This window comes from Gammaproteobacteria bacterium, from assembly GCA_021647245.1.
GTDB lineage: Bacteria > Pseudomonadota > Gammaproteobacteria > RBG-16-57-12 > RBG-16-57-12 > JAFLJP01.
On sequence record JAKIVC010000035.1, the window covers coordinates 21,126 to 28,309 of the forward strand.

Genomic DNA, 7,184 nt, shown 5'->3' on the forward strand with positions numbered 1-7,184 from the left:
AAAGAGATTATTTATGAGTGAAGCGAGTGGGAATGTCTATTTTGTTTATGGCCAACAGTGCGAAGATATTGCGCAGGAGCTTGTTGAGAGCCAATACGCCCGGCACTTTAAATCGGTCTCTATTGAGGCGTTCATAACGCATGAGTTGGCCACTACCGCTGACCGTGTGATTATTTGTGGTCGTATCGATGAGATTAAACAGATACTGAAAAAAGCCTGTGAGTGCGGTTTTAGCGTGGCGCTGTTGGCGCAAAAAAACCAAAACACACTGCGCTCGACTTTTGAAATCCCCAAAAATAGAGAAGAGTCTCTAAAAATAGCACTGGAGGGTGAGCCGAAGCCGCTAGACCTGCTTTACGCAAATGGTGAAATCGTTTTATGGGGTGCGGTGATTGGTGATGCGCCACCCCTGACTGATAGCAGCGATGTGTACCAGGAAACCGCCTTTCTGGCGCGATACAAACGGTTGCTGGAGGCTTTGAAAAAGCTGAAGTCTCTCAAACAGAATAAAATCAAATTAACCACCGCCAAAGGCCAAGAGATCAACACTTCGGCAACGGGTATTGTCATCATTGAGCATGATAATCACACCGGTGCGTCTTCACTGGTCCAGAGTTTTTTATCGGTTAATGATGGCAAGCTTTCCGCGCTTTTACTCTCTCCCGCCTCTACCGCAGATTACCTCTACTACCTTTACGTCTCTATTCTCAAAAAAACAAAAAGTACCCGCCTTCCCAGTTCAGTGGGGTTTATTAAAAGTGAGTCGCTTAACATAGAGAGTGCCCAGCCGCTTGAAGTGACGGTCGATGGTGAGAAAGTCGCCCAAACTCCGGTTGAATTCGGCGTAAAAAAACAGGCGGTTCAATTTATTGCCAGTGAGGCGTTTTGGGCCGAAATTAAAAATGACACCTCCGATAAGGAGACACTTAAACTATCTGGCCTCCCCGTGACCACGGAAGAGGTCGGCTATGCACAAAAAGGATTACCATTTTTTACCCATGCTAGCGAAGAGCGCTATAAAGATCTGTTTGCCGACCTGAGAAAACAGGGAAAAACAGAGTCAACCTATCTGATATTGATGTTTTTGAGCACCGTATTGGCCACCGTTGGGCTGTTTTTGAACAGCGCCTCGGTGGTGATTGGCGCGATGTTGCTGGCGCCTCTCATGCAGCCGATTGTATCCACCTCCATGGGGGTACTTCGCAGTGACCAAAGCCTGCTGTTTAGTTCGATAAGAACGGTGCTCATCGGCGTACTGATTGCGCTGTTCAGCGCGGCGGCTATCGCCTTTTTACTGCCGCTTGATAATTTAACCGATGAAATTTCCGCCAGGCTCAGCCCCACACTTTTGGATCTGATCGTAGCGCTCATATCCGGCATCGCGGCAGCGTATGCTCAAAATAATGATAAAATCGTCGGCTCATTGGCCGGTGTGTCGATTGCCGTTGCGTTGGTGCCCCCACTCGCCACGGCAGGTATCGGCCTTGGTTGGATGAATATGGATATATTCTACCCAGCCTTTCTGCTGTTTATCACCAACCTGGTGGGGATTATTTTTGCCGCATCACTGACTTTTTTGGTGATGGGATTTTCCCCCGTCAAACGCGCCAAAAAGGGTTTGGCCTATGGGTTGCTAGTCTCGTTGATTGTTGCCATACCCCTCTACCTGTCGTTTACCACCATGGCGTTTGACTCTAGAATCCTCTCGGTGTTGGAGCATACAGAGTACAGCGTAGCCGGTAAGCGGGTGCAGATTGAAAATGTCGAAATTAAACATGCCGGTGTACTGGTTGTGAAGTGTGACTTTATTGTCGACGAGACACTGACCCGAGAGGAGCTGGATCAATTTAAACAGATCCTGCAATCAGAGCTGGAGATGCCCCTTGTGCTAGAAGTTATACAGCGAATTCGCTTTTAACCTCAGCCTCCTGGAGCACGTTTAAAACCGATAGATAAAATCGGTCATGGCAGCGGGCATAATATTGAGCATCGTCTCCTCAATAGTGATCATAAACCCGGTCAGAATCATCACGCCCACCACAACAAAAAGAGTACCCATCGTCGGCTTCATCCACTTTGAGGCTCTCATCATCTGGCCCTTCATCCTCAGCATGGTTTTTTGAGAGGCAAATGACATGGCCAGAATGGGTGTTGAGGTGCCAATCGAAAACAGTAGCATAATGGTTGCCGCATAAATGAGGCTCTCACCCTGTGCGGCAAGGGTGATCGCGGCCCCCAGTGTTGGCCCGACACAAGGTGACCAAACCGCACCCAGCAAAATACCCAGAGCAAACTGCCCCTGAACACCAGAAAAACGCAGGGTCGATATTTTACTATTGATGCCACTGGTGGATGCGGATGCCATAACAGAGAAACGTTCATAGAGGGGGTTAAAAATTAATACAGCACCAAATAAAATCATGATGCTTGCTGCGAGGGTTTGTAACACTGAAGTGGTCAGACCAATCGAAAAACCGATGGTTGAGACAATCATACCAAACGAAGTAAAAGAGATAATCAGCCCCGCCACTAAAAACAGCGGCCCCCTTTTATGCTCATTAATCGAGCTACCTAAAATGATCGGCAACAGCGGCAAAACACAAGGTGAAAGTATCGTAACCACCCCTGCAATATAAGCTAAAAAAAAGCTAGTCATAGCCACGCCCCAATAAGTATTCCATCTTTCATGTAAAAAAAGGGGTGCAGATGACTGCACCCCCAATAATCAGAGTGGCTGGCTATGAAGCACCCTTGGCGATCATCTGTAAAATCTTCTCTTTATTGGTCTCACCCATCGAGCGAGCGCGTTCTTGATCACCCTTGAATACAATAATCGTGCTCTGCTTAACAGCACGAAAGCGCTTGACCGCCTCTTTATCACGGGCAAAGTCGACACGAAAAAACGCCGCATCAGGATACATCTCACGTGCAGCTTGTAGTGCAGGCTTCTGTTTAGCACAGGTGCCGCAGCCATCTTTATAAATATCGACCACAATCATTTTGTCGTGGTACTGAGCATGATTAAAGCGCTCCGGTTGATATGTTTTCATGCCTTCAGCCGCAAAGGCGGTGTTGGAAAGGGATAGGAGCAGAAAAAGTACTGCGATTGATTTAAATATTTTTACCGTTATCATGTCGTAATCTCCAAGTGGTAGGGTTGTTGAAAAAGGGTGTACACCCTGTCATTCTTCGATTTCACCCTTTGGTTACAATATTTTTTGGTTAACCATATTTTATGGATGAAAAGCACAGTGACTGGGATCAACTGGCCACCACCGCTCAATCGGGTGATAAGCAGGCCTACCACACTTTATTGAAGCAACTGATCCCCTATATCCAAAAAATCATCGCCCCCGGACTGGCCAACGCGGATTGGGTGGACGATCTGTTGCAGGATATTTTGCTGGGCATTCATAAATCACTGGCGCGTTACATGCCGGGGCAGCCTTTTCGCCCCTGGGTGAATGCCATTATCCGCTATCGACGGGCGGACTTTCTCAGTCGTTACTACTCATCAATGGGTCATATGAAAGCGCCACTGGATGAGACGATAGCAGAGCAACGTGATCCGTTGGATCAATTCCAAAGCGACGAAGATTTAGAGCGCATGCTCAGCCACTTCACAGAGCAACAACGGTGTATCTTCAGAAAGGTGCGTATCGAAGGGCATAGCGTGAAGGTAGTAGCAGAACAGACAGGGCTCTCTATCTCTGCGGTAAAGGTATCGGCCCATCGCACGGCAGCCAAGCTAAAAGAGATGCTGCGGCAGTAGAATTAACCCCTTACCAGCGATAGATTTTTTTGGCGCCCAATCCCATCGCCATGCCCAATAAAATAAACGGCGACAACTGAACAATCGCATTGTGTCCCGCCAGATTGACCTCGCAGGTCAGGCGTAAGCCAATCCAGGCAAATCCTGCGATAGCAAACACCCCCATGAGCGCAGAGAGGTAGGGATGAGTGGTGGAGCCTGAGCGTTGAGTCATCACCAAAGCGATAGTCGGCAGTGTGGCCAGATAGAGGCTGTGTTGATAACACGAGATAAAGGAGCTGACAGAGGCGAGGGAGACCCCTTCGCTAACCAAACGGAAGAGCTCAAAGCCGATAAAAGCAACGCCGCAAAGCAGCGCTGAAGAGACAATTAAACGCTGATTTATAGTATACGGGATACGCAACCAGCCAGTCGCCAGCATCCCGGATACTCCCACACACAGCGAAAGTAATAGCTCAACTTGATAAGTTACCGGCCCGGTTATCATCGCCTGCCAGTCCGATCGCAGGCCAATTAACATCACCACACTGGCCATATAGCCCACCACACCCACCAGCAGCGGTGCTATTTTGACCAGTGGGTTAGGTTCAGGCTCAACGCCCTGATGTGCTTCCACCAATTGATCAACAAGATTGTCTATTTCATTGCTCATACCGTCAAGCTCCATCACCGGCTTACACTGTCATTCGCGATTATTAGCGCTAAGTTACATCAAACAGAAAAAATTCTAAACGGCAGATAGCCCGAACATTGCATGAGCTTGCGAAAATTTATGAAATACCCGGGCAGGGGGCTATTAATGGCATCCCCCTGCACACTTTCAGCTGACCTCATTCAGCCTCCTAGGGATTAAACTCTTCGGGTCGCTGTATTACAGTGCTCGAGAGTGGGTAGATGTTTTTCCCCCGTAATACTTTCAGCATAACCTCACTGTTAGGAGGGAGCTGAATGACCTCTCTATAGAGTTGGCGGCTCTCTCTGACGGGTTTTCCATTAAGCTCTATCAGCACATCTCCGGGCCTGACACCGGCGGCATGTGCCGGGCTGTTACGGTAGACACGGTTTATCAAGACACCGCTTAAGTTCGCCTGGTTGAATGTTTCGAGCAGTTGTGGTGTCAGGTTTTGGGTATCAAACCCCAGCCAGCCTCGGGGAATATAGCCCTGAGCGATGATCTGCTCCATGGTGGCACGGGCAACATGGATCGGTATCGCAAATCCAATTCCTTGAGAGCCTCCCGATTGGGAGAAAATGGCGGTATTGATGCCAATCAACTCGCCATAAGCATTAATCAGCCCACCTCCTGAATTACCAGGGTTGATCGCCGCATCCGTTTGAATGAAATTCTCGAAGGTGGTGATGCCAAGGTCGCTGCGCCCGGTTGCGCTGATAATTCCGAGGGTGACGGTTTGACCCACACCAAAGGGGTTACCAATCGCCATAGCGATGTCACCTACTCTGAGTTTTTCAGAGTGGCCGAGTGTAATGGCCGGCAGTTGGTCAAGTGTTATCTTAAGTACCGCCAAATCAGTATCGGGGTCGCCACCCACAAGCTGTGCTTCGGTGGTTCTGCCATCTTGCAGTGCCACCAAAATCTCGTCGGCATTTTCAACCACATGGTAATTACTAAGCAGATAACCCTCTTGGCTGATAATAACCCCGGACCCAAGGCTCCGCTCCAGTCGATGGCGTGGCACCAGCAGGTTGCCAAAAAAACGCTTGAGTAGCTGGTCGTCAAAATAGGGGTTCTTTTCGGTGATGACTTTGGTGGTGTAGATGTTAACAATGGCCGGAGCGGCCGCTTGCACTGCATCAGCATAAGAAGCAGGTGCGGTGGTGTGTGGTGTTGCCTCAATGACCGCTATCTTGTGTTCGCCCCGAAAAATCTCAGGGTAGAGATAAAACAGGATGAGCAGAGTCAGAAACGCGACCGCAAGCCCCAGCACCACGTAACGATAGATGAATGATAAAAAACCTTCTTGATGCATGTTATTTTTGGTTGCGAACTCATATGATTAAACGATAGGGAATTATAGGCGAAAAGATGATCGAATTGCGCACTTTAGAAAAATATATCGATGAACTATTAGTGGTTGAACAGTTTAATGACTACGCACCCAATGGCTTGCAGGTTGAGGGGCGTAAGCGGGTGAGTAAAATTGTCACCGCCGTGACGGCAAGTCAAGCTGTACTCGACCAGGCCATCATCGAAGGAGCCGATGCCATATTGGTACACCATGGCTACTTCTGGAAGGGCGAGGCTCAAGCGATCGTTGGCATTAAACAGCGAAGAGTGAAAACACTTCTACAGGCCGACGTGAGCCTGCTGGGCTACCATTTACCGCTAGACGCACACCCGATGCTGGGCAATAACGCTGAATTGGCAAAGGTATTAAACCTGAAAATAGAGAGCAGTTTTGCCAATGGCATCGCCCTTATGGGGGTGATGAATCAGCCCTGTGCCGGAGAGATCTTTGCACAGCGGATAACGGAAGTACTGGGTCGCAAGCCGCTTCATATTGCCGGAAATAACCGTATCATCAAAAAAATTGCCTGGTGCAGTGGTGGCGCACAAGGCTACCTTGAACAAGCGACGATGCAGGGTGCCGATGCTTATTTAACCGGCGAGGCATCTGAGCAGAGTTTTCATAATGCTACAGAGCTTGGGGTTCACTTCTACGCCGCAGGGCACCACGCAACAGAGCGATACGGCATAAAAGCACTGGGTGAACACCTCTCTGAACGGTTTGGCTTACAGCACCACTTTATTGACCAAGACAACCCCATTTAAGGGCCGTAAACGGATTATTGGCCGTACCCCGCAGAAGAAAAAGGGGGCAAGCATCATCTTGCCCCTTTTTCTTTTTTATTTAGCTCGCGATAACGTCTTGTGGTGGTCGCACGATGCTTACGAATGATCCGGGTTAGGAGCAAGTACGTGGTTACACAGATGTACTGCGATTTTACCCCGTTAACAGGCATCTACCTCATATCAATAGTCCACTAAATTCGATCAAGCGGGCTGATAACAGCGTGGCCACCGCGATTCAGCACATGGGTATAAATCATCGTAGTCGAAACATCCGCGTGCCCCAATAACGCCTGTACCGTGCGAATATCCTGCCCTGACATTAAAAGATGTGTCGCAAAGCTATGGCGTAAAGAGTGACAATTAACCTTCTTCTGAATATCCGCCTTCTGGGCCGCAACCCTCAGCACTCTCTGTAGACCACTCTCATGCACGTGGTGACGCCGGGTTACTCCACTACGGGGGTCAACTGAAAGCCTAGTACTCCTCCAAGGTGATATTGCCTAATACGGAATTGCCATCATCAATTAACACTTGTCATGAGTGATGCACGGATAAAGTTGCTTCAGTTTTATTCGTGCATCTTCTGTCGTAAAGCGCCAA

Annotated in this window: 7 protein-coding genes and 1 pseudogene; 3 read left to right on the top strand and 5 right to left on the bottom strand. The window is 48.8% G+C overall.

The features are described 5' to 3' along the window. Window positions 1-13 precede the first annotated feature (13 nt). Window positions 14-1,918, top strand: coding sequence for a TIGR00341 family protein (locus tag L3J94_10310; protein ID MCF6219124.1), 1,905 nt, complete (start codon window positions 14-16; stop codon window positions 1,916-1,918). Window positions 1,919-1,939: 21 nt separating this feature from the next. On the opposite strand, the gene L3J94_10315 is transcribed toward L3J94_10310, so the two are convergent. Both L3J94_10315 and L3J94_10320 read right to left on the bottom strand, forming a co-directional pair. Continuing rightward, complete coding sequence (locus tag L3J94_10315; GenBank protein MCF6219125.1) at window positions 1,940-2,656, bottom strand: cytochrome c biogenesis CcdA family protein; 717 nt, start codon at window positions 2,654-2,656, stop codon at window positions 1,940-1,942. An 82-nt stretch (window positions 2,657-2,738) separates the two neighbouring features. Continuing rightward, the gene (locus L3J94_10320) at window positions 2,739-3,134 is read right to left on the bottom strand and encodes a thioredoxin family protein (GenBank protein ID MCF6219126.1); all 396 of its coding nucleotides are present in this window, start codon (window positions 3,132-3,134) and stop codon (window positions 2,739-2,741) included. 101 nt (window positions 3,135-3,235) lie between these two features. Between L3J94_10320 and L3J94_10325 the strand changes: the two genes are divergently transcribed. After that, window positions 3,236-3,772 (top strand): sigma-70 family RNA polymerase sigma factor, encoded by a 537-nt coding sequence (locus L3J94_10325; GenBank protein ID MCF6219127.1) that lies wholly within the window; start codon window positions 3,236-3,238, stop codon window positions 3,770-3,772. Between the two features lie 10 nt (window positions 3,773-3,782). Here the strand turns inward: L3J94_10325 and L3J94_10330 are convergent, their stop codons facing one another. Then, window positions 3,783-4,424 carry an NrsF family protein gene (locus tag L3J94_10330; GenBank protein ID MCF6219128.1) on the bottom strand — a complete coding sequence of 214 codons (642 nt, stop codon included), beginning with the start codon at window positions 4,422-4,424 and terminating at the stop codon, window positions 3,783-3,785. Between the two features lie 190 nt (window positions 4,425-4,614). After that, window positions 4,615-5,760 (bottom strand): trypsin-like peptidase domain-containing protein, encoded by a 1,146-nt coding sequence (locus L3J94_10335; protein ID MCF6219129.1) that lies wholly within the window; start codon window positions 5,758-5,760, stop codon window positions 4,615-4,617. Between the two features lie 56 nt (window positions 5,761-5,816). Here L3J94_10335 and L3J94_10340 point away from each other — a divergent pair, with 56 nt between their 5' ends. After that, complete coding sequence (locus L3J94_10340) at window positions 5,817-6,563, top strand: Nif3-like dinuclear metal center hexameric protein (protein ID MCF6219130.1); 747 nt, start codon at window positions 5,817-5,819, stop codon at window positions 6,561-6,563. 212 nt (window positions 6,564-6,775) lie between these two features. Here the strand turns inward: L3J94_10340 and L3J94_10345 are convergent. Next, window positions 6,776-7,024, bottom strand: a pseudogene (locus tag L3J94_10345) (tyrosine-type recombinase/integrase). Window positions 7,025-7,184: the final 160 nt, after the last annotated feature.

What these genes read in the sequence shown, in the direction of transcription:
- L3J94_10330 (MCF6219128.1), bottom strand. Translation starts at nt 4,424, where the DNA reads ATGAGCAATGAAATAGACAATCTTGTTGATCAATTGGTGGAAGCACAT.
- L3J94_10320 (MCF6219126.1), bottom strand. Translation starts at nt 3,134, where the DNA reads ATGATAACGGTAAAAATATTTAAATCAATCGCAGTACTTTTTCTGCTC.
- L3J94_10310 (MCF6219124.1), top strand. Translation starts at nt 14, where the DNA reads ATGAGTGAAGCGAGTGGGAATGTCTATTTTGTTTATGGCCAACAGTGC.
- L3J94_10340 (MCF6219130.1), top strand. Translation starts at nt 5,817, where the DNA reads ATGATCGAATTGCGCACTTTAGAAAAATATATCGATGAACTATTAGTG.
- L3J94_10315 (MCF6219125.1), bottom strand. Translation starts at nt 2,656, where the DNA reads ATGACTAGCTTTTTTTTAGCTTATATTGCAGGGGTGGTTACGATACTT.
- L3J94_10335 (MCF6219129.1), bottom strand. Translation starts at nt 5,760, where the DNA reads ATGCATCAAGAAGGTTTTTTATCATTCATCTATCGTTACGTGGTGCTG.
- L3J94_10325 (MCF6219127.1), top strand. Translation starts at nt 3,236, where the DNA reads ATGGATGAAAAGCACAGTGACTGGGATCAACTGGCCACCACCGCTCAA.